The organism is Nocardia sp. NPDC049526, from assembly GCF_044465765.1.
GTDB lineage: Bacteria > Actinomycetota > Actinomycetes > Mycobacteriales > Mycobacteriaceae > Nocardia.
The window spans coordinates 74,984-100,022 of record NZ_JBITMA010000022.1 but is presented as its reverse complement, the minus strand read 5'-3'; the positions used below and the strand labels follow the sequence as shown (position 1 = coordinate 100,022).

The 25,039-nt window shown below is 66.5% G+C and carries 21 protein-coding genes; 9 read left to right on the top strand and 12 right to left on the bottom strand.

Annotation, left to right across the window (positions count from 1 at the left end; all coding sequences use genetic code 11):
* Nucleotides 1–47 precede the first annotated feature (47 nt).
* From ACIBW7_RS40175 to ACIBW7_RS40165, 3 genes are all read left to right on the top strand, one after another.
* A complete protein-coding gene (locus tag ACIBW7_RS40175) occupies nucleotides 48–4,088 on the top strand; it encodes an AAA family ATPase (RefSeq protein ID WP_397055871.1) in 4,041 nt (1,346 codons plus the stop codon).
* A gap of 81 nt (nucleotides 4,089–4,169) precedes the next feature.
* Entirely contained in the window at nucleotides 4,170–5,768 is a 1,599-nt protein-coding gene (locus ACIBW7_RS40170) for a PspC domain-containing protein (protein WP_397055899.1), read from the top strand.
* Nucleotides 5,761–5,973, top strand: a complete 213-nt coding sequence (locus tag ACIBW7_RS40165) for a hypothetical protein (protein ID WP_397055869.1) — start codon at nucleotides 5,761–5,763, stop codon at nucleotides 5,971–5,973. The genes ACIBW7_RS40170 and ACIBW7_RS40165 overlap by 8 nt, the downstream gene beginning before the upstream one ends.
* Nucleotides 5,974–6,200: 227 nt before the next feature.
* On the opposite strand, the gene ACIBW7_RS40160 is transcribed toward ACIBW7_RS40165, so the two are convergent.
* Both ACIBW7_RS40160 and guaA read right to left on the bottom strand, forming a co-directional pair.
* Complete coding sequence (locus ACIBW7_RS40160) at nucleotides 6,201–6,656, bottom strand: hypothetical protein (RefSeq protein WP_397055867.1); 456 nt, start codon at nucleotides 6,654–6,656, stop codon at nucleotides 6,201–6,203.
* Nucleotides 6,657–6,730: 74 nt separating this feature from the next.
* A complete protein-coding gene (gene guaA, locus ACIBW7_RS40155) occupies nucleotides 6,731–8,299 on the bottom strand; it encodes a glutamine-hydrolyzing GMP synthase (protein WP_397055865.1) in 1,569 nt (522 codons plus the stop codon).
* Between the two features lie 223 nt (nucleotides 8,300–8,522).
* Between guaA and ACIBW7_RS40150 the strand changes: the two genes are divergently transcribed.
* Nucleotides 8,523–9,323 carry an alpha/beta fold hydrolase gene (locus tag ACIBW7_RS40150; protein ID WP_397055863.1) on the top strand — a complete coding sequence of 267 codons (801 nt, stop codon included), beginning with the start codon at nucleotides 8,523–8,525 and terminating at the stop codon, nucleotides 9,321–9,323.
* An 85-nt stretch (nucleotides 9,324–9,408) separates the two neighbouring features.
* Here the strand turns inward: ACIBW7_RS40150 and ACIBW7_RS40145 are convergent, their stop codons facing one another.
* On the bottom strand, nucleotides 9,409–10,581 hold the full coding sequence (locus ACIBW7_RS40145; RefSeq protein WP_397055861.1) for a GuaB3 family IMP dehydrogenase-related protein: 1,173 nt from the start codon (nucleotides 10,579–10,581) through the stop codon (nucleotides 9,409–9,411).
* 434 nt (nucleotides 10,582–11,015) lie between these two features.
* Nucleotides 11,016–12,560: an IMP dehydrogenase gene (gene guaB, locus ACIBW7_RS40140; RefSeq protein WP_397055859.1), complete on the bottom strand. Its 1,545-nt coding sequence runs from the start codon at nucleotides 12,558–12,560 to the stop codon at nucleotides 11,016–11,018.
* 227 nt (nucleotides 12,561–12,787) lie between these two features.
* Here guaB and ACIBW7_RS40135 point away from each other — a divergent pair, with 227 nt between their 5' ends.
* Nucleotides 12,788–13,201 carry a DUF5319 domain-containing protein gene (locus ACIBW7_RS40135; protein WP_040686729.1) on the top strand — a complete coding sequence of 138 codons (414 nt, stop codon included), beginning with the start codon at nucleotides 12,788–12,790 and terminating at the stop codon, nucleotides 13,199–13,201.
* 216 nt (nucleotides 13,202–13,417) lie between these two features.
* On the opposite strand, the gene ACIBW7_RS40130 is transcribed toward ACIBW7_RS40135, so the two are convergent.
* From ACIBW7_RS40130 to ACIBW7_RS40120, 3 genes are all read right to left on the bottom strand, one after another.
* Complete coding sequence (locus tag ACIBW7_RS40130) at nucleotides 13,418–14,503, bottom strand: anti-sigma-D factor RsdA (RefSeq protein ID WP_397055857.1); 1,086 nt, start codon at nucleotides 14,501–14,503, stop codon at nucleotides 13,418–13,420.
* Nucleotides 14,496–15,074 carry a sigma-70 family RNA polymerase sigma factor gene (locus ACIBW7_RS40125; protein ID WP_040686727.1) on the bottom strand — a complete coding sequence of 193 codons (579 nt, stop codon included), beginning with the start codon at nucleotides 15,072–15,074 and terminating at the stop codon, nucleotides 14,496–14,498. Before ACIBW7_RS40125 ends, ACIBW7_RS40130 begins: the two co-directional genes overlap by 8 nt.
* Nucleotides 15,075–15,201: 127 nt before the next feature.
* Nucleotides 15,202–16,059: a hypothetical protein gene (locus tag ACIBW7_RS40120; protein WP_397055855.1), complete on the bottom strand. Its 858-nt coding sequence runs from the start codon at nucleotides 16,057–16,059 to the stop codon at nucleotides 15,202–15,204.
* A 630-nt stretch (nucleotides 16,060–16,689) separates the two neighbouring features.
* Between ACIBW7_RS40120 and ACIBW7_RS40115 the strand changes: the two genes are divergently transcribed.
* The 3 genes from ACIBW7_RS40115 (at nucleotide 16,690) to ACIBW7_RS40105 (ending at nucleotide 18,150) form a co-directional block, all read left to right on the top strand.
* Nucleotides 16,690–16,983 carry a WhiB family transcriptional regulator gene (locus tag ACIBW7_RS40115; RefSeq protein ID WP_014981828.1) on the top strand — a complete coding sequence of 98 codons (294 nt, stop codon included), beginning with the start codon at nucleotides 16,690–16,692 and terminating at the stop codon, nucleotides 16,981–16,983.
* A gap of 338 nt (nucleotides 16,984–17,321) precedes the next feature.
* A complete protein-coding gene (locus ACIBW7_RS40110; RefSeq protein WP_040686725.1) occupies nucleotides 17,322–17,897 on the top strand; it encodes a sigma-70 family RNA polymerase sigma factor in 576 nt (191 codons plus the stop codon).
* Nucleotide 17,898: 1 nt separating this feature from the next.
* Nucleotides 17,899–18,150, top strand: coding sequence for a hypothetical protein (locus ACIBW7_RS40105; RefSeq protein ID WP_397055853.1), 252 nt, complete (start codon nucleotides 17,899–17,901; stop codon nucleotides 18,148–18,150).
* Nucleotides 18,151–18,285: 135 nt separating this feature from the next.
* On the opposite strand, the gene groL is transcribed toward ACIBW7_RS40105, so the two are convergent.
* Nucleotides 18,286–19,896 (bottom strand): chaperonin GroEL, encoded by a 1,611-nt coding sequence (gene groL / locus ACIBW7_RS40100; RefSeq protein ID WP_397055851.1) that lies wholly within the window; start codon nucleotides 19,894–19,896, stop codon nucleotides 18,286–18,288.
* 88 nt (nucleotides 19,897–19,984) lie between these two features.
* The gene (gene groES / locus ACIBW7_RS40095; protein WP_040686722.1) at nucleotides 19,985–20,284 is read right to left on the bottom strand and encodes a co-chaperone GroES; all 300 of its coding nucleotides are present in this window, start codon (nucleotides 20,282–20,284) and stop codon (nucleotides 19,985–19,987) included.
* A gap of 695 nt (nucleotides 20,285–20,979) precedes the next feature.
* Between groES and ACIBW7_RS40090 the strand changes: the two genes are divergently transcribed.
* Entirely contained in the window at nucleotides 20,980–22,527 is a 1,548-nt protein-coding gene (locus ACIBW7_RS40090) for an Hsp70 family protein (protein WP_397055849.1), read from the top strand.
* 213 nt (nucleotides 22,528–22,740) lie between these two features.
* Here the strand turns inward: ACIBW7_RS40090 and tsaD are convergent, their stop codons facing one another.
* The 3 genes from tsaD to tsaB are packed head-to-tail and all read right to left on the bottom strand — an operon-like array spanning nucleotide 22,741 to nucleotide 25,039.
* Nucleotides 22,741–23,784: a tRNA (adenosine(37)-N6)-threonylcarbamoyltransferase complex transferase subunit TsaD gene (gene tsaD, locus ACIBW7_RS40085; RefSeq protein ID WP_397055847.1), complete on the bottom strand. Its 1,044-nt coding sequence runs from the start codon at nucleotides 23,782–23,784 to the stop codon at nucleotides 22,741–22,743.
* Nucleotides 23,781–24,320 (bottom strand): ribosomal protein S18-alanine N-acetyltransferase, encoded by a 540-nt coding sequence (gene rimI / locus ACIBW7_RS40080; protein ID WP_397055845.1) that lies wholly within the window; start codon nucleotides 24,318–24,320, stop codon nucleotides 23,781–23,783. The genes tsaD and rimI overlap by 4 nt, the downstream gene beginning before the upstream one ends.
* Nucleotides 24,321–24,325: 5 nt before the next feature.
* Nucleotides 24,326–25,039: a tRNA (adenosine(37)-N6)-threonylcarbamoyltransferase complex dimerization subunit type 1 TsaB gene (gene tsaB / locus ACIBW7_RS40075; protein WP_397055843.1), complete on the bottom strand. Its 714-nt coding sequence runs from the start codon at nucleotides 25,037–25,039 to the stop codon at nucleotides 24,326–24,328.

Genomic DNA, 25,039 nt, shown 5'->3' with positions numbered 1-25,039 from the left:
GGCTAAATTGTCCCTATGTCTGTGTCGCCCAAAAGTATCGGGCGCACGTGGTAGCAGGGGACACCACCGCCGAGGCCCGGGGGGAAATCCGATCACCGCGTGCGGTTTTCGCGCAACGATTCGCCGATCTCTATGCGGCCGCGGGCAATCCGACGCTGCGACGGGTGGCCACGGCGGCCGAAGCGAGGATGCGGGCCGCGCAGGGCACGAGGGCTGCCGCGAGTGCTTCGGTGCAGCGGATCAGCGATTGGAAGGCTGGGCGGAATGTTCCGGCTCGCTTCGAATCGATGCTTCCGGTGGTGCTCACCCTGATCGACCTGGCCAAGAAGGCCGAGTCGCAGACCAGTCGGCAGTTGCTGGAAGTGCGTGAGTGGCAACGGCTCTGGCAGGCCGCCATCACCTGGACACCGAATGACGAAGACGACGCGGGCTGTCCCTACCTAGGACTCACCTCGTATCGCAAGCAGCACCGGGACATCTTCTTCGGCAGAACCCGCTCCACCGCCGAACTCGTCGATTTGGTCCAGGGGGCCGCCGCTGACGCGGATGGCGTCGTAGTGCTGATCGGCGCATCGGGTGCGGGCAAGTCCTCGCTATTGGCCGCGGGACTCATACCCGCCGTCACCGACAACTGGTCGACCGCCGCGATGACACCCGGGGCGAGGCCGCTCCGCGCGCTGGCGAAGGCTTTTCACGCGGACAACGCGATAGCGAAGCCATCCGCCGACGAGGTGTGCACGGCACTCGACCAGTGGAGCGCCGACCAACGCCGACTGCTCATCGTGGACCAGTTCGAGGAGTTGTTCACCGCCTGCCCGGATGAACGCGAGCGCGAAGCCTTCCTGAATGTCTTGGACCACTGTGCAACTCGGGCCGACGATGCCCTCACCGTCGTCATCGCCCTGCGCGCCGATTTCTACGCCCAGTGCCTCGACTACCCGATCCTGCAGCACGCTCTCGAACACCGGAGCTATCTACTCGGCCCCATGCGGCTGGACGAACTGGACCGAGCACTGATCGGGCCGGCCAACCACGCCGGGCTCGAACTGGAGTCCGGCCTGGCAGAACTGGTGATCACCGAACTCTGCGGACTCGGCGATCACGAGAACCGCCAGAGCTACGATCCGGGCGCACTCCCGCTGCTGTCGCACGTCATGGCCGCCACCTGGCAGCACCGCGAAGGCCGCAAACTCACCGTCGCCGGATATCGCAAGGCGGGCGGTGTCATCGGCTCCATCGCCGCCACCGCCGAACAGGCATGGAGCGAACTATCCGACACCCAGCAGTCCTCCGCGAAGGATGTGCTGCTCGGACTCGTTGCCGTCGCCAATGATTCACGCGATACCCGGCGCATCGCTGTCCGTCCGAACCTGCTGCAGCGCACCACCGACCCGGTATCCGCCACGGCCGCACTGGAACTGCTTGCCCGCACCCGCCTGATCACCCTCGACTCCGACTCGGTGTACCTGACCCACGAGATCGTGCTGGACGCCTGGCCGCGACTGCACACCTGGATCGATGAGGACCGCGTCGGCTACCTGGTTCGACAGCGGTTGGAAACCGATGCCGTGGAATGGGATTCGACCGGACGGGATCCCTCACTGCTCTATCGGGGCACCCGGCTCGAGACCGCACTCGGTCATGTCGATCCGCCCATGGTCGGCGGCCAGATCCGCACTTTCCTCGAGCATTCCCGAGCAGCGCGAAAGCACACCCGCAGACGGTCGTCGGTGACCCGCGTAGTGCTCGCCATGCTCGGCGTCGGCCTACTCGTACTCGCCACGGTCGCCTACGCGCAGGTCGAGCTCACCAAACAGCAGCGCAACGACAAGAACTTCGGATCCGTACTGGCAGAGGCTGATCGACTACAACAAATCGATCCATCGCTGTCCGCGCAGCTATATCTCGTTGCCGGACAACTCAGGCCGGGCGATCCGGAGGTGCGGGCACGGTTGCTCGCAACCCAGAACCTTGCCCTCGCAACACCCTTTGTCGCACACGACGAGGGGATCAGGACCATCGCGTACCGACCCGATGGCCGGGTGCTGGCTTCCGCGAGCAACGACAACACCATCCGCCTCTGGGACGTCGCCGATCCGCGACATCCCCACCCGCTGGGCGAGCCTTTACGCGAATCCCCTTCCGGGGCGATGTCCATGGCATTCAACCCGGATGGCACGGTGCTCGCAACCACCGGCACTTCGCCGCGACCGCAGCTGTGGGATGTCCGTGATCCGGCGCATCCCCGGCTGTTCGGATCACCGCCGACGACCACCAGTGATACGGGTTATCTGGTGTCCTTCAGTCCGAACGGACGGACGCTGGCGGTCGGGTCCATGCGCGACAAAGGCATCACCCTATGGGATGTCGGCAACCCGGCCGAACCGATCCAGGGTCGGTTCATCCCAGCGCCGCGCAATCGGGACCTGTCCGCGTTCGCGTTCAGCGGCAATGGGCGACTACTGGCAGTCGCGACCAGCGACTGGGACCGCAGTATCGCGACGGTCGAATTGTGGTCGGTCCCGGCCGCGGGGGAGATCACCCGCGTTGGAACACCATTCGAGGTGACCCACGATGTCGAAGCAATCCGATTCAGCCCTGACAACACCGTCTTCGCGCTGGCCGGTCCACGCCTGACCGTACGACACACCTACGTCAGCGTGACCCAGCTGTGGGCCGCCGATGATCCCGCCCATCCGCGCCCGCTCGGAAATCCGCTGGTGGATAACGTGGTTCAGCAGCCCGTCCCCCTGCTCGCCTTCAGCCCGGACGGCCACGCACTGGCGACCGGTGGTGCCACCGGCGCGAAACTATGGAATATCGCCGATCCCGCACAGCCGACCCCGCTGGGCGCCCAGCTGTCGGCAATTCCGTCCCGCTGCCTCAACGACGCGAGAATTCCCACCCGTTGTACCGGTGAACCGACGGGGCTGGCATTCAGCTCGGATGGAAAGGCTTTGGCCGTTGGTGGCACCGAGGGAGTCGTGCGGCTGTGGTCCCTGGCTCCTGCGGTACTCGATGGACACACCGATTGGGGTCGGAGTCCGATATTCGATGCCACCGGCACCCGAATGGTGAGCGATTCCAGCGACGGCACATTCGTCATATGGGATACCGGTAACCCCCGGGAACCAGTCCGGATCGGGGAATTCCGGGCGAAGCCGGGATCATCGATCCGGGCCCTGAGCCCTGATGGAAAGTCTTTGATAGCGCGGGACGGTCCGACGGGGCCGATGTTCCTTGTCGACCTCTCCGACCCGAAGAACATTCGGATATCGGGCAACTGGCAGGCCGCATCGTCGCAATGGTCGCGCCTGAGCTTCAACCGCGACTGGACCCTGGCGGCGCAGACTCTGGATCCCAAGGTCGATGCCTTCCAACTCGCGAACATTGCGGACCGCTCCCGCCCAGTGCTGCTCGGAACACCGACGTCCGTGGCTCCCGCGCAGGTCCAAGCCATCGGATTCAATCCGACCGGGTCCACCCTCGCGATCATCGAGGCGACGCTGTCCGAACCGAGTTCGCCTGCGATGGCCCTGCGAACCAGGCTGGCACTGTGGGATATCTCGAACCCGGACCGCCCTGTCCGGATGGGTACATCCCCGCCGGAGCACTCGCCGCTGATGCTCGACGTGATCATGCACCCCGACGGCCGCACCGCCGTCACCGTGGCGAACGAAACCTTCCAGGTCTGGGACATCAGTAACCCGGCATCGCCCGAACCGATCGGTGACCGGGTCACCGCACATAATCTGGCGATCATCTCGACCTCGTTCAGTCCCGACGGCACGACCATGGCCACCAGCGGAAACGACGGTTCGGTGCGGTTGTGGGACTTCACCGATCGCGGTCATCCCCGCCTCATGTCCAGTTCCATCGCACCGCCCGGCCCCAACGTCTGGTTCATCCAATTCCATCCACAAGGCGACTATCTGTCCGCCTCGAGCAGCGGTGGCGAGCGTCGACTGTGGGATCTGGACGAGCAGCACGCGATCGAACGCATCTGTCATGCGACCGCCACCCTGATGACGCCCGAACTCTGGCAGCGCTACCTGCCCCAGCTCTCCTACCGTCCACCCTGCGACTAAACAAGAGACCGCTTGGTCCAAAGAGATCAGAGATTTTCTCAGGGTTCCCCCCGATGCGCCGAAGTGCTGGTCAGCACGACCATGGAAACCATGACGAAAACGAGCTTCGGCGATCAGATTCACCAGATGTGGCAGTCGCGGCCCGTCCGGTTGCCGCGGCAAGGTCCGATCGCGGGCGTCGCGGCCGGGTTCGGGCAGCGCTACGGGATCGATCCGGTGCTCGTGCGGGTCGCGCTCGTGGTGTCGACAATCTTCGGCGGGGCGGGCATTGTGCTCTACCTGCTCGCCTGGCTGCTGTTCAGCGAGGCGGGTGATCAGTCCTCGGCGGCCGAGTCGCTGTTCGGCAAGGGGCGCAGCTCGCAGTCGCAGACCAAGACCATCGTTTTGATCGTGGCACTCGCCATCGCGGTCAGCACGGTCGGGCCGGTCGGCGTCGGACTGGCCGGCTCGGGCATGATCAGCATGTCGCTGATGCTGGCCGGTTGGTGGATGCTGCATATGCGAAACCCGCAGCCGCCGCCCGGCACCAGTTCGCTGGGCGCCTTCGACGGCGGTCTCACCCCGACCGGCTACCCCGGTGCCGTATTCCCCCCGCGCACGATGCCCGGCGACTTCTACGCACCCGATGTGCCGCCGATGTACACCCCGTACACGAAGTTGCCGGACGCATATGTTCCGGACGCTCCCGCACAGGCAGCACCGAATATCCCCGCGCAGCAGGCAGATCCGGACACGGTTCTATTGCCGGATGCCGAAAATGGCAACGCTGAAACCGAACTGACCGAAAAGGGCGGCACGCCGATCGATGCGGGCGCTACGCCAGCCGATCCCGACACCGTCCTGCTGCGTAAGGAAGATGCCGAAACCGTCCTGCTCGACAAGGACCATGGGGGAACCACGCCGCCCCCCATCGAAACCACAACGCCCGGCAACGGAACCGAATCCACTTCGCGCACAAGCACTCCCCCATCCCGCACAACGGCCGCGACACCCGTGCACCCCGCCGGCCCGACCCCACCCTCCTGGGACCCGCTCGGCGTCGCCCCACTCGCCTGGGATCTCCCCGAACCCACCCCGACCCGCACCATCGTCGCGCCCCCGCCCAAGCGCCCCCGCTCCCGGCTCACCCCGGTGGTGCTCGGCTTGGCCATCCTCGCCGCCGCGGGTGCGGGTGCGCTGGCCGCCTCCGGCGTCGAGTGGATGACACCCGGCCGCATCGCCGCGGTGGCGCTGGCGGTGATCGGATCAGGTCTGGTGATCGGCGCATTCCTCCGTCGCGGCTTCGGCCTGCTGGTGTTGACCGCACCGCTCGCCGGATTCGTGGTGCTGGCCTCGATGCTCGGCCCGATCGAATTCGACAGCGCCACCGTCGGCGATCGCACCTGGGCGCCGACCTCGATGACCGACCTGGCCCCGAAGTACGAGTTGACGGTGGGGACAGGCACATTGGATCTGCGGTCACTGAAGCTGACCGAGAGCCGGGCAGTCGAGGTCGCGGTCGGGCTCGGCGATGCCAAGATCCTGCTGCCCGAGGGCATGGCGGTGCGCACCGATTGCACCGTCAATCTGGGAGATGTCGACTGCCCCACCGGCATTACCGGCCCGCATGCCGACGGCGCACCGGTGCTCGACCTGAAAGTCCATGTCCGGACCGGCAATGCGGAGGTGCACCGTGGCTGACCCCACCGATGACAACGTCACCAAGCGGGGACCGTCCGTCTCCCTGCTGATCGTCGGACTGCTCGCCCTCGGTGTGAGCATCTGGGCCTTCATCGGCCCGGCCACCATGACCGCCACCGGTGTGGCCTCACTCGGCTGGGTCGTCGTGATCGCCGCCATCGTGGTCGGCATCCTGCTGGTCATTTCCCCGCGCAGACCCCGCTGATCACCCGAATGGCCCGTCCCCGGACGGGCCATTTTCTTTTCGGAGGAGCAGAACGCCAATGCCCATGGAACAGTTCGACATCCATGACGACCCGACCGACCATACGGGAATCCCGATCGGCCGCTTCATGCCGCTGACACCGAGCCGCAGTTACCTCGGCGGCGGCTTATTACTCGGGCAACTCGTCCTCGGCCGCACACCGCCGCCCACAACGAATCCCGAGACCACTACTCCAAATAAGCCGGGCAGCCCAAATGCTCACTGATCCGGTCGAGTAGCCGCTGCATACTCACCCGCTGCTTGCCCTCGACACCCCGCGCGATCATCGGCACCATCCACCGCGCACTGGTCGCGACGTTGAACATCTGCTGGATGACCCGAGCACCCTTCGGATGCGGCAACACTCGACATTCGGCGCGAAACCACCGCTGCCCCTCGACCGCGAACATCGCCTGCGCCCGATCCACCTCGACCCGAATCCCATTGGGATCCCCGGCGATCGCGGCCCGGAATTCATTCGGGCCGCCGCGCAACCGCATTCCGGGATCGGGCCCGTCGACGAGGAAGAAGGCGTTGTCCGGACCGACCGGGCCGACGCTCACCGTGGTGAGCAGCGCGGCAACCACCCCACACGGTGCCTCGACGACCGCGTGGAAGGTGCAGAGCGGCTTCTTCGCTGCCATCCGGACCCCCTGGGAACTGGTCTATCCGGCTGACGGTACTCCCGAAATCCGGCAAATCAGCCCCGATTGCGGGGTCACTCCCATTCGATGGTGCCCGGCGGCTTGCTCGTCACATCGAGGACAACCCGGTTGACCTCGGCCACCTCATTGGTGATGCGGGTGGAAATGCGCTCGAGTACGTCATAGGGCAGCCGGGTCCAGTCGGCGGTCATCGCGTCCTCACTGGAGACCGGGCGGAGCACGATCGGATGGCCGTAGGTGCGGCCGTCGCCCTGCACGCCGACGCTGCGCACTTCCGCGAGCAGCACCACCGGGCACTGCCAGATCTGGCGATCGAGTCCGGCGGCGGTCAACTCCTCGCGTGCGATGGCATCGGCCTGCCGCAGCGTCTCCAGACGGTCCGCGGTGACCTCGCCGACAATGCGGATGGCCAGACCGGGTCCCGGGAACGGCTGGCGGGCAACGATTTCCTCGGGCAGCCCGAGTTCGCGGCCGACCGCGCGCACCTCGTCCTTGAACAGCAACCGCAGCGGCTCGACGAGGTCGAACTCCAGATCGTCGGGCAGACCGCCGACATTGTGGTGGCTCTTGATATTCGCGGTGCCGCTGCCGCCACCGGATTCGACGACGTCCGGGTAGAGCGTGCCCTGCACCAGGAACTCGACCTCGGGCTCGGCGCCGCCGCTCTGTTCGACGACGACCTCGGAGACCGCATCCTCGAACGATCGGATGAACTCCCGGCCGATGATCTTGCGCTTCTCCTCCGGATCGGTGACGCCCTTCAGCTCACCGAGGAACTTGTCCACCGCGTCGACGGTCACCAGCTTGGCACCGGTCGCGGCGACGAAGTCCTGCTGCACCTGCTCACGCTCGCCCGCCCGCAACAGGCCATGGTCGACGAACACACAGGTCAACCGGTCGCCGATGGCACGCTGCACCAGCGCGGCGGCGACCGCACTGTCCACACCGCCGGACAGCCCGCAGATCGCATGGCCGTCGCCGATCTGCTCGCGCACCGAAGTGATCAATGATTCGGCGATATTGGCCGGGGTCCAGGTGGCGGGGATGCCGGCGAGCTCGTGCAGGAAGCGGCTGAGCACCTGCTGACCGTGCGGCGAGTGCAGCACCTCCGGGTGGTACTGCACACCGGCCAGCTTGCGGGCCCGATTCTCGAATGCGGCAACCGGAGCGCCCGCGCTGGTGCCGGTCACCTCGAAGCCCTCGGGCGCGTCGGTGACCGCATCGCCGTGGCTCATCCACACCGGCTGTTTGGTCGGCAGGCCGCCGTGCAGCAGACCGCCATCGATATTGAGGTCCGTGCGGCCGTATTCGCGGGTGCCGGTATGCGCGACGGTGCCGCCGAGCGCCTGCGCCATGGCCTGGAAGCCGTAGCAGATGCCGAAGACCGGAATGCCGAGATCGAACAGCCGCGCGTCCAACTGCGGTGCCCCCTCGGCGTACACGCTGGACGGTCCGCCGGACAGAATCACCGCGAGCGGCTGCTTCTCGGCGATCTCGTCCACCGTGGTGCTGTGCGGAATCACCTCCGAATACACACTCGATTCACGGACCCGCCGGGCGATCAGCTGGGCGTACTGTGCGCCGAAGTCGACGACTAGGACCGGTCTCTGAGTTTCTGCCACTCGAACAGTTTAGTGAGGGAGCGCAGCGAGCGAACCATCGGCACAGCAGGGTTCTCCCTGACGGCGGAGCCGAGCGCCAGCGAGGAGGAGCCGGCAGGGAGCGCAGCGAGCGAACCATCGGCACAGCAGCATCGCCGGCATCGGAGCCGAGCGCCGGCGAGGCTTTGATGTCAGCGGCGGAAATCGTCCCGCGCGCCCCCGCACTGCTGGTTATCCTCATGCCGTGCCCTTCGCCCGCGCGATAGACGCCGACATCCACTACGAGGACAGTGGCGGCGACGGTCCGGTGGTCTTACTAGCGCACGAATTCTTCATGGACCGAACGATGTTCGCATCCCAGATGGCCGCGCTCGCACCGGAATTCCGGATCGTGTCCTGGGATGCGCGCGGACACGGCCGCACCAGGGACCAGGGGCTACCGTTCACCTACTGGACCGCCGCACGCGACGCCCTCACCGTGCTCGATCACCTCGGCGCCGAACGCGCTGTGTTCGGCGGCACCGCGCAAGGGGGATTCACCGCGCTACGCACCGCGCTCATCGCACCCGAGCGGGTTTCCGCGCTGATCCTGATCAGCACCGAGGCGCACGGCCCGACGCCCGAACAATCCACCGCGACCCAGAAATTTCTGGACGCGTGGTACGACGACGGCTCCCGGCAGGAGGCCGTCGAACAGCTCGCGTATTGGCTGATCGGCGATGACGAGTGGTACCGGGCGATCTGGACCAAACGCTGGCTGGTCCGCGACCGCAACGGCATCGAGGTCGCCGCGGGCTGTCTGCTCGGCCGCGATTCGGTATCGGACCGCTTATCCGAAATCACCTGCCCCGCCTTGGTGATTCACGCCACCGACAGCGGCATCGCCCGCGAGCGCGCCCAGCAGCTGGCCACCGGTCTCACCGCATCGACCTTCGTCGAGATCGCCGGCGCACGCCTCGCCGTCACCATGACCCACCCCGACCCCGTCAACCACGCCATCCAACAGTTCCTCCGCGACCGCACAGTCCCCACCCATATCCGCTGACCCACCCGAGCGCCGACGGTAGCCGAATGGCGGCTCCCAAGTGTCTCGACGACCACCATTCGACTACGCCCGGCGGGCCGAGGGGTCAGGCGCGGACGCTGAGGCCGACGCGCTGGAATTCCTTGAGGTCGGAGTAGCCTGCCTTGGCCATCGAGCGACGCAGGCCGCCAACGAGATTCAGCGAGCCGAACGGATCGTCGGAGGGGCCGTACAGCACCCGCTCCAGACTCGGGCGCACCGTTTCGCCGATGTCACCGGACAGCTCGCCGCCCAGATCCCACGGATCCTCCACGTGCAGCAGCGAACCGCGCGGCACCGACGGATGCGCGGCCGAGGACGGCCAGTACCAGCCGCGACCAGGCGCCTCGGCAGCCAGCGCCAGCGGTACACCGAGCATGGCGGCATCGGCGCCACAGGCGATGGCCTTGGCCAACTGACCCGAGGTGGCGATATCACCGTCGGCGATCACGTGCACATAGCGTCCGCCGGTCTCGTCCAGGTAGTCGCGGCGCGCGGCGGCGGCATCGGCGATGGCGGTTGCCATCGGCACCCCGATGCCGAGCACCTCGCCGGTAGTCGTCGCGCCGGGGTAGGAACCGTAGCCGACGATGACGCCCGCGGCGCCGGTGCGCATCAGGTGCAGCGCGGTCTTGTGATCGCTCACGCCACCGGCCACCACCGGCACATCCAGTTCGGCGATGAAGGTCTTGAGGTTCAACGGCTCACCGTCGCCGACGTGTTCGGCGGAGATGATGGTGCCGTGCACCACGAGTAGGTCGATACCGGCCTGCAGCAGCGCCGGGGTCAGCGCGCGGGCGTTCTGCGGGCTCACCCGCACCGCCACCGTCACACCGGCGGCGCGCACCTGCGCGACCGCGGCGGCCAGCAGATCCGGCTGCATCGGCGCGGCATGCAGTTCCTGCAGCAGTCCGACGGCACGCTCATAGCCACCCTTGGCGACGAGTTCGAGCAGCTGGTCGATCTTCGCGGCGACATCGGCGTGCCGGGCCCACAGCCCCTCGCCGTTGATGACGCCGAGTCCGCCGAGCCTGCCGAGTTCGATGGCGAACGCCGGCGAGACCAGCGCATCGGTCGGGTGCGCCAGGAACGGGATCTCGAATCGGTAGGCGTCCAACTGCCACGCCAGCGATACCTGCTTCGACGAACGAGTCCGCCGCGACGGGACGATATCGACATCGTCCAGTTCATAGGTACGCCGGGCGGTCCGACCCATGCCGATCTCGACCATGTCGCGCACGCTTGTTCTCCTTAAATTCGGCCGCGCGGGCGCGGCTCTATCTTTGATCGCGCCTTCGGCGCGGCGTGTTCGCGGCCCCCTGGTGTCTCGCGTCCGAGTCGTCGAGACTCGCGCCTGCGGCGCATGCGCTTCGACGACTCGGACGCGAGACGGGCCGCGAACTCCTCGCTCGTAAGACTCGCTCCGTTGGGGTCGCCTCGAGCGTCGATCACGGCCGCTGCGGTGCGCCAGACGAATCCAGCGCGCTACGAATGCTCGTAGTCGTGCAGTGAGCGGTCGATCGCGAACACGCGACTACGTCCGGGAGCGTCGGGTCAGGACTCGTGATCCTGTGCCCTCCGCCTCGCGAGGCCCTCGGCTGTGTCACTCGATGACCGCGAACACGGTCAATCATGCACGGACCATTCCGTCCAGTACACAACCCGTCAAGCAGGCTAGCCGCGACCAGTGTAATTGGGCGCCTCGACGGTCATCGTGATGTCGTGCGGGTGGCTCTCCTTGAGCCCCGCCGCGGTGATCTGCACGAACTGCGCCTCCTGCAGATCGGCGATGGACTGCGACCCGGTGTAGCCCATGGCCGCCCGCAGCCCGCCGACGAGCTGATGGATCACCTGGTTGACCGGTCCGCGGAACGGCACCCGGCCCTCGATGCCCTCGGGCACCAGCTTGTCCTCGGCGAGCACGTCGTCCTGGAAGTAGCGGTCCTTGGAGTAGGACTTGGCCTGGCCGCGGCCCTGCATGGCGCCGAGCGAACCCATGCCGCGGTAGCTCTTGAACTGCTTGCCGCCCACCAGGATCAGCTCACCCGGCGACTCGGCGGTACCGGCCAGCAACGAGCCGAGCATCACGGTGGACGCGCCTGCCGCGATGGCCTTGGCGATATCACCGGAGAACTGGATGCCACCGTCGGCGATCACCGGAACGCCGTACGGCTTGCACGCGGCGACGGCCTCGAGGATCGCGGTGATCTGCGGCGCGCCGACACCGGCGACCACGCGGGTGGTGCAGATGGAGCCGGGACCGACACCGACCTTCACCGCATCCGCGCCCGCCTCGACCAGCGCGGCCGCACCGGCCCTGGTGGCCACATTGCCGCCGACGATCTGGATGCGATCGCCGACCTCGGCCTTGACCTTGGTCACCATCTGCAGCACACCGGCCTGATGGCCGTGCGCGGTATCGACGATGAGCACATCCACCCCGGCATCGGCCAAAGTCATGGCGCGCGACCAGGAGTCCTCGCCGACACCGATCGCGGCGCCGACGAGCAGACGGCCGTCACGGTCCTTGGTGGCATTCGGGTACTGATCGGTCTTGACGAAGTCCTTGACAGTGATGAGTCCGCGCAGGCGGCCGTTACCGTCGACGATCGGCAGCTTCTCGATCTTGTGGCGCCGCAGCAGACCGAGCGCGGCTTCGGCGGTGACGCCCTCCTGCGCGGTGATCAACGGCGCCTTGGTCATCACATCGGCGACCCGCCGGTTCTGATCCACCTCGAAGCGCATATCGCGGTTGGTGATAATGCCCACAAGCGCGCCGGTCTCATCCACCACCGGCAGGCCGGAAATGCGGAAGCGGGCGCACATCGCGTCGACCTCGGCGAGGGTGTCGGTGGGGCGACAGGTCACCGGGTCGGTGACCATGCCCGCCTCGGACCGCTTGACGGTCTCGACCTGCGCGGCCTGATCGGCGGCGGCCAGATTGCGGTGCAACACACCCATGCCGCCTGCGCGCGCCATGGAGATGGCCATCCGCGCCTCGGTCACGGTGTCCATGGCGGAACTGCAGAGCGGGGTGCGCAACCGGATCTCGCGGGTCAGCTGGCTGGAGGTTTCCACCGAGCTCGGGATGAGATCCGAAGCGGCCGGTAGCAACAGCACATCGTCGAACGTGAGGCCGAGCATGGCGATCTTGTTCGGATCGTCACCACCCGTAGGAGGGCGGACCGCGATTCGTTCGCCCGATACGGGATTACTCATTCGGATCGACCCCTCCTGGACGTCGAAAGCAACGAACGCCGGAGTGGCCGGCGTCGTGGAAGCTGATGGGATGGACGGTGGCGGCTCCGCCAGCGCTGTCGGATACTGGCCGCTGCCTGTCACCCATGGTATCTGTCCCGCAAACACGCCGATGAACTGAGCCCACCACCGAAACTGGCGCGCCACATAGCTGGCGAAGAGCACCCTGTTCTGCGTACCGTGGGGGTGTGCGTGACCATCTACCACCTGGCTTGCCGCCGGATCCGTTCGCCGGAGACCCCTCCGACCCGTCCGCCGCGCTCGATGCCATCGAGCCCGGTGAACCGCTGGATCCCCACGAGCGCCTTGCGGTCGAGGAGGATCTCGCCGACCTTGCGGTGTATGAGGCACTACTAGCGCACCGTGGCATCCGAGGACTCGTGGTCAGCTGCGAAGACTGCAGACAAGATCACTACCACGACTGGGATATGCTGCGCGCCAACCTGCTTCAGCTGCTGGTCGACGGCACAGTGCGCCCGCACGAGCCCGCCTACGACCCGATGCCGGAAGCGTATGTCACCTGGGATTACTGCCGGGGATACGCGGATGCCTCGATGAACGAGGCCTTTCACGGCGACGGATTCGACGGGTTCGACAGCTGACATCGCGCGCTCCCCCAGCGCGCTGACGCGCGGGCGCGATGTGAAATAGCTGACAGACAAAGCCGACCGCCGGTCGGCGATCGGTTCATGCACAAATAATTCGAATGTCCGCGCACCCACGCACGCGCGGAAGTGGCGGATATGCATCCGCCACAGCGCTTCTGCTGGATCGAGCGCTTTTCACGAACCAAAGCGCTGTCGGAGTATCGACTCCGATTAAGTGGCCGGCCCCGATCCGGGCAACCCCGGCAAAGACGGCAAACCGGTGGGAACCACGAAGGTCGGCGGCTGCTGTTGAGTCGGAGGTTGCGCGGGCGGGCCGGAATCCACGCTCGGCACGACCCCCGTGGGCTGGGTTCCCACGGTGGTCGGCGGTGCCTGAGTCGGATGACTGGGCTGCGTGGGCTGTTCGGGAGCGGGAGTACTCACCGGCGGCGCGGTTGTCGGCGGTGTCGACTTGCCCGGTGTGTTCGGTTCCGTCGTCGGCACCTTCGTATCGACCGGCGGCACCACCGAGGAGGTAGAACCAGCGTCGCCGGAAGGCTTGGTGGTCGACGAGTTGGTGCCATCGGTTGCCGCCGGGTTGGGTGTCGTCGTCGGTGTCGTGCTCGCCGCGAGCGACTTCCCGATCTCCGGAGCGATCTTGTTCAACTCCGCGAGCAAGAGGTTGAATTCGTTGATTCGCTTGTCTCGCTTGACCGGATCGTCGATCAGCTCGGCATTCGCCTTGGCGCCCTCCAGCTTGGCCCTTGCCTGCTCCGGATTGTCCTGAGCGAGCATCGTTTTCGCGTTGGCCAGATCGCTGTCGGCGCGCTGCACGACGGTCGACTGCGCCTGTTCGCTGAACACGACTTCCTTGACCCGCCAGAGCGGATCACCCGGAGCGGCGCCATAGGAGAACGCCGAAAGACCACCGATGACCAGTGCCAACGCGGCAGCCGTCCCGAGAATCGGACGGATAAGCCGTAGTCGCCCACCGGACTGCGCACCGATCCGGACCTGCCGGGCACCGATCTCCTGATTGACCGCGGCAACGATCTCATCGAGGTTCGGTTCAGCGGGCAACGGCGGAGAAATCAGCTCCGCTCGCCAGTCCGCCAGCAGCGACGCGAGCTGAAACTCCTCCGCGCTGTCGGTCTGTACCGGGCCGTTGCTAGCAATGGCATCGATCAGCGCATCGTCTCTGCGCACCGCCGCGATGTCCACCGGACCGGTGTCACCACTCCCGGCGTAGGGACCGCTATTTCGCGATCCACGTCGCGCCTTCCAGTCGCCCCGACCGCGCTCGCCATCCCTAGCCATACATTTCACCTGCCCTCGCCACTTGTGACTTCAGTTTCGCGAGCGCCCGGTGTTGGGCGACGCGTATCGCACCCGCCGTACTGCCCACGGCGACTGCGGTTTCTTCTGCTGACAAACCCATGACCAAACGCAGGATCAGAATCTCTCGATGCTTCTCCGGAAGCGTCGCGAGCAGGCTATTCATCTGCCTGCTCGTTTCGGACTCGAGAGCTCGCTGTTCCGGCCCCTGGTCGGTGGATATGACATCTGGTACTTCGGCCATTGCCTCCGCCTTGTTACGGGCGGCGTTGCGATGAGCGTCGGCAACCTTGTGCGAAGCGATTCCGTATACGAAGGCCATGAAGGGCCTGCCCTGGTCCTGATACCGGGGCAGAGCTGTCATCACGGCCAGACATACCTCCTGCGCAACGTCGTCCGCAGAGAGCTGTCCGCGCTCCGCGGCGCCGATCCGCGCGCGGCAATAGCGCACCACCAACGGGCGGACCAATTCGAGTACCTGGGCTAAAGCGGATCTGTCGCCCTGCGCAGCGGCAGCGACGGCGAGGTCCAACTCTTCGCCCGTGTTCGTCATCGTCAGAGAATTTCCTGGCGTTACAAGTGGCACCGGCGGTGATGACCAGTGCTTCCGCCGAAGGGGCGGAACGGGTCTAACAATAGCGATACAACCCGCGGATCCGGGCAACACGGTGGTGTCTTGATCAGACTCGGGAATCACTCATGGGACGAAAGTGCCCGCCACGACGGCCGATGGTCTGCGCGCACCCCTGCGCATCGATCGCGGCCGCGCTCGCGCGAGCCCCCGTGGACACCCCGGAGCGCAACATCGAACTGGCCCAACGCAATGGGAGCAATCCGTGCTCACGGCACTGCTCGGCGACCTCATCGGCGAGCGTTCGCGCATGCTCGATATCCCCGGCTGTCGCGGCTGTCGCGGCGACCAAGAGCCGGGACTTGACCCGGTGGCGGACGGACGGTCCGTCCTCGGCCAGCGCGAGGGCCGCCGCAGCATGGGGTGCGGCGGAGTCGGCGGCGCCGGCAGCGAGGGCGGTCTCCGCGCAGACCCAATGCCACCGGATCAGCGTTCGCCAGCCGTGCGGCGACTGCGCCTGGGTCATCGCGTCATGACTGCGCCGGAGCAGGCGGGAGGCGAGCGCCAGACGGCCGGTGCCGAGCGCGTCGGCCGCGAGACCGGTCAGCGCGTCACAGATCGCGTCCACGCGTTCGGGACCGATCGCATCCCCCGTCGGCAGGATCAACGCGGCGGCCCGACCGTCGTATCCGGCGGCACGGGCATGCCAGCCGAGCTGACGCAGAAACGAGCCCTCGGTACTCGCGGCCAGCGACAGCAGCACCGGGTCTGTGGTGCGTGCGCGCAATACCCGCAACTCTTCACGTGCCGCGGCGTAGCGACCCTGACCACCGAAAATCACCGCCCGCTGCCAGGAATCGAGCGGGGTCGCGGCGGTTGGCAACTCGGCAGCGGCACGACCGGGGCAGGCGCCGAAAGCCGCGTCGGCAAGCATGGCGGACTCGACATATATAGGGGAAGCAGGCACGAGCACGCCGAACTCTAACCCGAGCGCCGCGGGTGACCGCGCAGCGAGAAACCGTCCGTCAGGTACTTCCGGCTAATACTGAGCATTTCATCGCCGTCGCCATGTTTCCATCAAGTAAAAGTACTTCCGGCAATCACATAGCGTGTGTGACCGGAATTCACATGCGTTTCGCGCAATTAACCTCAGCGCCCCGTTTCTGCCATCTCTGATCGACCGGACATCGTAGCGGGCCGTCGACGGTGTGATAGGACCCACGTCCGGGCCTACTCGCTACTACATGGGGATGCAACCACCAACCCGTTCCCACCTGCGGGAATGCGGAATACTGACGCCATGCGAAGACATACCCGCCTCTGGCCAACCGATCAGTATTACCGGATGGGTCCAAAAAGTAAACAGCTTCGAGGTTAATTTTCGCAGCTTAAGATTTAGAAAACTGCTGCATCGAACTATTGACGGAATTTCGCGGCTGGACCTAACGTAACTCATCGCCACGGTCGGCGCCGCGCGAAATTGCAGCGACCGCAATAGGCGAGCCCATGGCACGCCGCCGACCCAGCGCCGTGGCCACAACTGTTGCAGAACAACTGCTCGACAACGCTGACGAGCTCGCACCACGAGGAGTTCACCATGCCCATGCCGACCCACCTCCCCGGACCGAACGCGGACGTCTGGGACTGGCAGATGCGAGGATCCTGCCGAGGCCAGGACTCCGCGGTGTTTTTCCATCCGGACGGCGAACGCGGCCGCGCCCGCACCGCACGCGAGATGCGCGCCAAGGAGATCTGCCGAGCCTGCCCGGTGCTCATGCAGTGCCGCAGCCACGCACTCAAAGTCAGCGAGCCCTACGGCATCTGGGGCGGTATGTCCGAAACCGAGCGCGAGATGCACGCTCGACGCAACCGTCGTCGGATGGCCGTTTAAAACCAACTTCTTCCCATCCATCTGGCGCGGCGCGCCGAATGCCTAGCAAACACCCGGCGACGGCCACAAGCCGAAGTCGGTTGTACATACGGTGTTTCGCGAAACCAGCGGCGTGTCACGGCGTGTCCCCTCCAGAAACGTCTGGCGTGTCGAGGTTTACAGGGAAGTTGCCGATCCGCACGCGGTTCGCTGATACCCCACCGCACGGGGTCCGATAGCGGCCCGCTACGGTAGTGACCGATGACACAGAATGGAGCGTTGTGACAACGCGGCCGCCGGCCGCAGAGGGCGACTCGTTCCGAAGAGAAGCCATCCCACCCACCATTGCGTCGAACCGGGTGGAATCTGCGGTGACGGCACGCGCCGCCGAAAGTATCGAGCTCGCCGCACTTCTCGAACGTTGCGGCCGGTCCGACCAGGAGGCATTCGCCGAGCTGTACGACCGAACGTGCGCGCGCGTGTTCGGGCTAGTGCTACGCGTCCTGCACGACCCCGGCTACGCGGAGGAGACCACCCAGGAGGTGTATCTCCAGATCTGGCGGACCGCGTCCAGTTTCGACGCGACCAAAGGTTCCGCGGTGACATGGTTGATGACCCTCGCCCATCGGCGGGCGGTCGACCGGGTCCGCGCCGAACAGGCCCATACCCTGCGCGAAGTCGCCTATGGGATAAGGGTTCTCGGTAACGAATTCGATGAGGTCACCGAAGAAGTAGAGCGCAGGCTCGAGCAGCAGGCCGTCCAGCAGGGTCTAGGGACATTGACACAGACTCAGCGGGAAGCCATCTCGCTCGCCTACTACGGCGGGCGAACCTACGCGGAAGTCGCCGACTTCCTCGGCGTAGGGTTACCGACCGTTAAGTCCCGTATACGGGACGGATTGACACGACTGAAGAAAAGTTTGGGGGTGACGTGAGATGAACGAAGCCCGGATCGATCTCGCGCACGCCGTCGCGCTCGGATCGATCGACGACGAAGACCACAATGCGTTGCAGGAAGTGCTCGACGGCGAGGACCCCGTACTACGCGCGGAATTCATGACCGAAGTCCAGCAGGCGAAGGAAGTCCTCGGCACTCTCGCGGAGGCGACGGCGGCCCGGCCGCCCGCCGCCCTGCGTGCCAGATTGCTCGCCGCCATCGCCGCTGAGCAACCACCCGTCGCCTCTTAGAACTTCGCCGACCCGGAATCAGTTCTCGCGATTGATATTTTTCGACTTGTTGCGCGCCATTGCGTTCATATTGTTCACAAGACGAAGGCCCCCGGGACGTGCGGTCCCGGGGGCCTTCTGCCGTGCGGCCTACGCTCAGTGCGCGTGACCGTGGTGGCTGTGGTCGTGCTCCTCTTCGGCGGGCTTGTCGACCACGGCGCTCTCGGTGGTGAGAATCATCCGGGCCACCGACGCCGCGTTCACGACCGCGGAGCGGGTCACCTTGACCGGGTCCACGACACCGTCGGTGAGTAGATCGCCGTAGGCGAGGGTGGCGGCATTGAAGCCCTCCTTGCCGTCGGCGACCTTGCTGACCACCACGGAACCGTCCACGCCGGCATTGGTGGCGATCCAGAACAGCGGCGCCGACAGTGCGGTGCGCACCACCTCGACGCCGATGGCCTCGTCGCCGGAGAGCGAGTCGCGCAGTTCGACGAGCTTGGCGGCGGCATGCACCAGGGCGGTGCCACCACCCGGCACGATGCCCTCGTCGACGGCGGCCTTGGCCGCGCTCACCGCGTCCTCGACCCGGTACTTGCGCTCCTTGAGCGCGGTCTCGGTGGCCGCGCCGACCTTGATCACCGCGACGCCGCCGGCCAGCTTGGCCAGTCGCTCCTCGAGCTTCTCCCGATCCCAATCGGAATCGGTGGCCTCGATCTCGCGCCGCAGCTGCGTGCCGCGAGCCGCGATGTCCTCGGCGGCGCCTGCACCGTCGATGATCGTGGTGTCGTCCTTGGTGACGACGATGCGACGCGCCTTGCCGAGCACCTCGATGCCCGCCTCGCGCAGCGAGATGCCCAGATCCGGGTTGACCACGGTGCCCGCGGTGACGACGGCGAGGTCGTCGAGGAAAGCCTTGCGGCGGTCACCGAAGAACGGGGCCTTCACCGCAACGGCCTTGAGGGTCTTGCGGATCGAGTTGACCACCAGAGTGGACAGCGCCTCGCCCTCGACGTCCTCGGCGATGATCAGCACCGGCTTGCCGGATTCGGCGATCTTCTCCAGCAGCGGGAGCAGATCGGGCAGCGAGCTGATCTTCTCCCGGTTCAGCAGGATGTAGGCATCCTCGAGGACGGCCTGCTGGCTGTCGGCGTCGGTGACGAAGTAGGGCGAGAGGTAGCCCTTGTCGAACTGGACGCCCTCGGTGACGACGAGTTCGGTCTGCAGCGTCGAGGACTCCTCGACGGTGACCACGCCGTCCTTGCCGACGGTGGTCAGCGCCTTGCCGACCATTTCGCCGATCTCCTCGTCGCGCGAGGAGACGGTGGCGACCTGCGCGATGGCCTGCTCACCGGAGACCGGGGTGGCCAGCGCGAGCAGCGCCTCGGAGACCGCGTCGGCGGCCTTGGCGATGCCCGAACCCACCACGATCGGATTCGCGCCCGCCGCAACGTTCTTCAGACCCGCGCGCACCAGCGCCTGGGCCAGCACGGTGGCGGTGGTCGTGCCGTCACCGGCGACATCGTTGGTCTTGGTCGCGACGCTCTTGACCAGCTGCGCGCCGAGGTTCTCGAACGGATCCTCGAGGTCGATCTCCCGCGCGATGGTGACACCGTCGTTGGTCACGGTCGGGCCGCCGAAGGCCTTCGCGAGCACGACGTGGCGACCACGCGGCCCGAGGGTGACCTTCACCGCGTCGGCGAGCTTGTCGACGCCGCGCTCGAGAGCACGACGAGCCTTCTCGTCGAACTCGATCTGCTTTGCCATGTGTTTGTCAGCTCCTGTGTGTTCTGGGCCGAACGCACTCCGCCCCGGGTCGCGAAAGACACCGGGGCGGAACGCATGTGCCTATCGGCTACTTGGTGACGACGGCCAGGATGTCGCGCGCCGACAGGATGAGGTACTCCTCGCCCTGGTACTTGATCTCGGTGCCGCCGTACTTGCTGTAGATGACGACGTCGCCTTCCTTGACGTCGACCGGGATGCGGTCACCCTTGTCGGTGACGCGTCCTTCGCCGACGGCGATGACGGTGCCCTCCTGCGGCTTCTCCTTCGCCGTGTCGGGGATGACCAGGCCGGAGGCCGTCGTCGTCTCGGCCTCGTTGGCCTGGACGAGGATCTTGTCCTCGAGCGGCTTGATGTTCACGCTCGCCACGTTGAGCCCTCCACTTTCAGGGGATTTACGGTCGTCCGGAACTGTTGTCCCGGACCATCGGTATCGGTTTGTATCGAGCGCCCCGCAAGCAGTCGCCGACGGTCACTCGAACTCGACCCTTCGCATCAGCCCCGTCGTCGCGGGTGCCGGGACCCCTGCTCAGTAGTCGAACTGGCACACGCACATCACACAGTGCCGACTAGCACTCTATACATGAGAGTGCCAGCGCTCAAGGTTGGACTGTGCCAAAATCGTTGGTCCCCGCCCATGCGTGTCTTTTTCCGACACGCGTGTGCCACGCCACGCCCAGATGTCTGAGGGCTTCCCAAGACTTCGGCAAATCTGTAACGTTCGGATAACGGATTGTGACAGTATTGACGACGGTCGTGCTCCGCTCGCCGTGTTCGTCACGAACCGGCGCCGTGGGGGGAGCACCAAGCGTCACGAAACACCCAGTGCCACAGAGCAATACCCGCTCCGCAAGAGCAAGATCAGCGTCACAACACCAGCGTTTTCAAACAAGAAGCTTCACCAGAGGGCAAGACCACACGTGATCCACGGCCGTCCCAGCGACCCATCCGGACAACGGGTCGGCCCGGTCCCGCGTCCGGATCGCTCGCCATCCACGCGAGCTGTCCGGCTGTCCATTCGAGATGGTCGGCGACACCATGACCATCCGCTCGAAGGGAGGTGACATGCGAACATCCCTCGGCATATCGGCCGGTAACGAGGTCGTGTGCTCGGCGCTGGTCGCTACCGCGTCCAATGGCGCGCAGAGTTTCGACTATCGAGTGGTTTCCGCGGACGCGGCCCACTCCGATCTCGGCGATCTCGTCGCGTCCTCGATCGAGCTCATGACCACCCAGCTTCCGACCACGCAGCTCTCCTATGACGTGGCCTTTCCGGCGCATCCGGTCGGCGCGCGCTTCGCCGGTGCGAAATCGATCGGTGTCGATTCCGCCGCCGGTCGCCCGCCCACCAGTGTCGCGGTCGCCTATCGCAGTAAAGAGCAGGCGCAGGTGATCCGGTCGGCCACCGGCAAACAGCGCGATCTGCGGCTGGTGCCGGAAGGCACTGCGGCACTGACGTATTTGCGCCACACCGGCCTCGTGGACCGCTACGAGACGGTCGCCATCGTCGACCTCGGCGCGACCGGTCTCAGCGTCACCGTGGCCGGCCAAGCCGACTCCACCGTCCTGCGCACCGAACGCACCGCGGCGATCAGCGGCAACGCCATCGATGAGCTGATCTATCACCACCTCGTGGATCTGCACTACGCCCGGCGCGGCACCCGCCCCAACAGGGGCATGCTGACCAACCGCGGCCGCGCCGCCAAGGAACACCTATCGATCGCGCCCGCCGTGACCATCGATCATGTCGCCGGGCAGCCGCTCAAGCTGACCAGGGCCGACTTCGAGGAACTGATCTCGGATCTGCTGCGCGAGACCGCCGTTTTCGTCGCCGCGGTCTTCGCCCGGTCGCCCACGTTCCCGCAGGCCGTCATCGTGATCGGCGGCGGCGCCAATATTCCGGCCGTGCTGTCCACCCTCGAACGCGCGCTGGACATTCCGGTGCACACCATCGACGATCCGGAGGCGGTGATCGCCAAAGGCGCCGCGCTGGTGGCGGATTCGGTGCAGCCGTCGGTATTCCCGGTCGTCGGCGCGGCCGATGCGCCGGTCGGTACCTTCACCAAGGTCGCCGGCACGCTGGCGGGTGCGATCGTGGTGGTCGGGCTGGTCATCGGCTACGGGGTGAAGACCTTCGCGCCGACCGGGGACGACCAGATCTCCCCCGCGGGCACCACCAGCAGTGCCCAACTACCCACGGCGCCGGTAACTGTGGTGCCGCCGACCGGTGTGGGCACGTCGACCACCGGCCCGAACCGGGAAAGCACCAACCGGCCCTCCGGCGCCAATATCCCCTCGCTCACCCCGGACCGCAGCCAACCGGCCACCTCGACCACCTCGTCGCCCGTCGGGACAACGCCGTCCGCGCCGACACTGCGCCCGGATCCGAACCTGCCGCCGATCCCGTTCCCCGAACTGCTCGGACCGCTGTTCGGAAATCCGAATTCGCCGGGCGCCGGGTCGTCGGGGCAGGACCGCGGTCCGGCGTCATCGGCGCCGCCGCAGCTGGGGCCCACACAGGCGCCCGCGCAATCGCGGATTCCATTCCCGCCCAGGGCGAATTCGGGATCGAGTGCGGGACTGTCGGGCCACCAGGTCGCGCCTGACGACTGAGGTCGCGCTCCACGGACACGGCAAGAGCACGACCCACCGGGCACCAAGCCAGGAGTTGCTAACTGCGGCCACGAGAAGCACCACCCCACGGAAACCCCCCAGGGCATCCGACTGGACAGATGATCACGTGGAAACCATGTCGGCAAAACGCAAGAGACGACCGCCCTCAGTGCCACCTGATCTTGATTGCGTCCGCGCTCCCCAGCGGCGGGGTCAGCCGACTTGGCTGACGGAGACCGGGAGGCCGGGGTCGGTGGCGACGGTCAGGGCGGATGGGGTTGCGCCGCCTGCGATTACGTGAGCGCCGAGGGCGGCGATCATTACGCCGTTGTCGGTGCACAGGCGGGGTTTGGGGACCCGCAGGCGCAATCCGGCTGCGGCGCAGCGGTCTTCGGCCATCGAGCGGATTCTGGAGTTGGCGGTGGCGCCCCCGCCGAGGACCAGGGTCTCTACGCCGACGTCTTGGGCGGCACGTACCGCCTTCATGGTGAGCACGTCGGCGACCGACTCCTGGAACGATGCCGCGATGTCCGGTATCGGCAGTTCATCGGCGGTGAAGCCGTTGCGCTGAGCTGCCTCGACGTAGCGGGCGACGGCGGTTTTGAGGCCGGAGAAGGAGAAGTCGTAGCGAGGGTCGCGCGGACCTGTCATACCGCGGGGGAAGGCGATGGCCTTCGGGTCGCCGTGTGCCGCAGCGGCATCCAGCGCGGGTCCGCCCGGGAAGCCGAGGCCGAGCAGCCGGGCGACCTTGTCGAAGGCTTCGCCCGCCGCGTCGTCAACGGTGCTGCCCAGTTCGACGATCGGTTCGGCCAGATCGGTGACGTGCAGCAGATGCGTGTGCCCGCCGGAGACCAGCAGCGCGACGCACGGTGGCATCGGGCCGTGCTCGAGGGTGTCCACCGCGACGTGTCCGCCGAGATGGTTCAGTGCGTAGAACGGCACATCCCACGCTGCCGCATAGGCTTTCGCGGCCGCGACGCCGACCAGCAGCGCACCGGCCAATCCGGGTCCGATGGTCACCGCGAGCGCGTCGGGCTTGCTGATGCCCGCGGCGGCCAGTGCTCGGCGCATCGCGGGCACGATGGCCTCGAGATGGGCGCGCGAGGCGATCTCCGGGACCACACCGCCGAAGCGGGCATGCTGTTCGACGCTGGAAGCGACCTCGTCGGCGAGCAGTTCACAGGTGCCGTCGGGGTGTCGGCGCACGATGCCGACTCCCGTTTCGTCGCAGGAACTTTCGATGCCCATGACGATCACGAAAGCACCTCGTTCGGTTGTGCCGATTCGGCCGGCTGCGGACCCCAGGCCGGGTTCGCTGCTAGTTCCGGTCTGCGCATGGTGTACGCGTCGGCGCCGCTGGGGTGGTAGTAGTTCTTGCGCAGGCCGATGATGTGGAAACCATGCTTGGCGTAGAGCGCGATGGCGGGCGCGTTATCGGTGCGCACCTCGAGGAAGACCGGCCCGCCGCGCTTACCAGCCTCGGCGAGCAGCGCCTTCAGGAGCATGGTGCCGACACCGCCGCGATGGCAGCCGGGATCGACACCGATGGTGTGCACCTCGGCCTCGGGATGTTCGGCATCACCGAGCAGCGCGATACCCGCATAGCCGACCATTCGCCCGGACTCGTCGCGCGCGACGATATAGCGGTTGTGCGGCCCGGCCAGCTCCGAGTGGAAGGACACCGCCTGCCACGGATCGTCCTCCGGGAACAACAACTGCTCCAGTTCGACACAGCGCCCGATATCGGCGACGTCCATGGGCTCGATGCGAGTCACGGGTCTGCTCGGCTCCATGGCCGTCACGCTCCCGTCCGGTCGAGCGTACGGTAGCTCCGTTCCACCGCATCCGGTCTACGCAGGTACAGCGGGATCAACGGTTCCGGGACGGCGCGCGCCAGCAGCTCGGCAGCCGCGACCCGCACCAGACCGGCGGGTGACGGGGTTTCGGCCGGGAGCACGGGCAGGTCGAACAGGTCGACGTGCGAGGCGGAACCGGCGATCATGGTGGCCTGCACGGGATCCAGGTCACCAGGCTTGCTCACCTCCGGGCCCTCGATGCGATATCCGTCACGGTAGCGGGCCCAGTACACCTCGCGGCGGCGCGCGTCGGTGACCACGAGCAGTTCACTCTCGGGCGTGATGCCCGGCAGCAGCGAGGGTTCGAGCACCGCGTCGGCGGCGATCGCGTCGAGGCTGCACACACCGTAGACCGGGACGCCGAGCGCGTCACCGAAAGCGGCGGCGGTCGCCATACCGACGCGCAGTCCGGTGAACGGACCCGGACCGATGCCGACCACGACGGCCTCGATATCGGCCCTGGAACGATCTGCCTCCGAGAGGCATTCGAGGATTTGCGGGGTGAGCACCTCGGCGTGGGCGCGGGCGTCGACCCGGACGCGAGCGGCGACGGTGTGCACCCGCGACGGGGCGACGGTGCCGGGTGCGGCCTGCTCCAGTTCCACCAATCCCGCCGTTACGGCAGGTGTCGCGGTGTCGACGGCTAGTACAAGCAT